We start from the raw sequence: 1,380 nt of genomic DNA, 5'->3' as shown, positions 1-1,380 counted from the left end.
GTTGGCGACGAGGGTGTCGTCGCGTTTGAGGCCGCGTTCGAGGCGGGAGATTTGGGTGGGCCAGAGGCCGAAGTGGGTAGCGGCGGCGGTCAGGGTGATGTTTTGGGCTTGACGGGTCGGCCGTAGGTCGCTGTAGTCGTCGATCGGGCAGGGCGCGGTGAGGTGTGTGAACATCTCGCGGGCGATGGCGCGTTTGAGCAGCCGCAGGACCTCTTTTTTGGACCGGCCGGCAGCGGTCTGGCGGGTGACGTAGTCGCGGGTCCGTTGGTCGTGTGACATGCGGACCAGGGCGATGCGGTAGAGGGCGTTGTTGGCGGCGCGGTCACCGCCGCGGGAGAGCCGATGTCGGGTGGTTTTCCCCGACGAGGCCGGGATGGGAGCGACACCGGCGAGCATCGCGAAGGAGGCTTCGCTGCGGAGCCGCTGGGGGTTGGTGCCGGCAGTGATGATCAGTTGAGCGGCGGTGTCGGGGCCGACGCCGTAGGCGGCCCGGAGTGCGGGATTGATGGTGGCAGTGAGGGTATCGAGCTCAGCAGTGAGTTCGTCGGCCTGACCTTGCAGGAAGGTGACGCGGTGGGCCAGTGCTTTGCAGGCGATCAGTACCGAGACCGCCACGGGGTCTTTGTGCGTGGCGGGCCGGCATCCGGATAGGGCGGTCACCAGCGTCAGTGTGGTGGTGTAGCGGCGGTAGCGCTCGCGTAGCTCGGCGGGGGCGGTGACGAGCAGGTCTTTGATCTGTTGGATGGCTGCGGTGCGGGCTTTCACGGCGCCGCGGCGGGCGGTCAGCAGGGCTTTGAGTGCATTGGTGTGGGGGTCTTTGGGTACGGCCAGGCCCTCGCCGGCCAGCACCGCACGGGCCGCACTGTGGGCGTCGAGCGGGTCGGATTTTCCTTGCCGGCGCCTGGCTGCTCGGTCGGGTCGGTTGACTTCAACGACGTGAATATCGTTGGCTTGCAATGCTTGTGTGAGCCCAGCGCCGTAGCTGCTGGTGCCCTCGACTCCAACGCTCACGATGTCACCAAGGCTGCGGGCCCAGCAGATCGCGGCCCAGTAACCGGTGGGGTTGGTGCGGAATTCGGCGTCGCCGAGGAGTTGGCCGGTGTCGGTGATGGCGGCGAGGTGGATGGTGTCCAGATGGGTGTCGGCGCCGATGACGACTCGGCGTGGGGATGTCACGATGGATGGTGTCCTCTCCGTGGTGATGAACCGTGCGGCGGGTGACAACCCGGTGGGGCGGGCAGACAAGACATTGATGAGGAACGGCCAGGCTCCTGATTAGGTCATGTCCGCCCCGCCGGATCCTCGGCGGTGCTTGCTTGCACGTCGCTGGTGAGACAAATCAAGTCGAAGACAAACCAGCAGGTCGTCAGTCAGTGCGCG

1 protein-coding gene is annotated in these 1,380 nt (G+C 66.4%); it reads right to left on the bottom strand.

The features are described from left to right. Nucleotides 1-1,176: IS110 family RNA-guided transposase (locus tag AC4LGL_RS33880; RefSeq protein ID WP_491842604.1), on the bottom strand; the 1,176-nt coding region annotated here is incomplete at its 3' end. Nucleotides 1,177-1,380: the final 204 nt, after the last annotated feature.

This window comes from Mycolicibacterium arcueilense (assembly GCF_058536225.1).
Note: the sequence above shows the minus strand (reverse complement) of the source record. Positions and strands in the feature narration are given on the sequence as shown.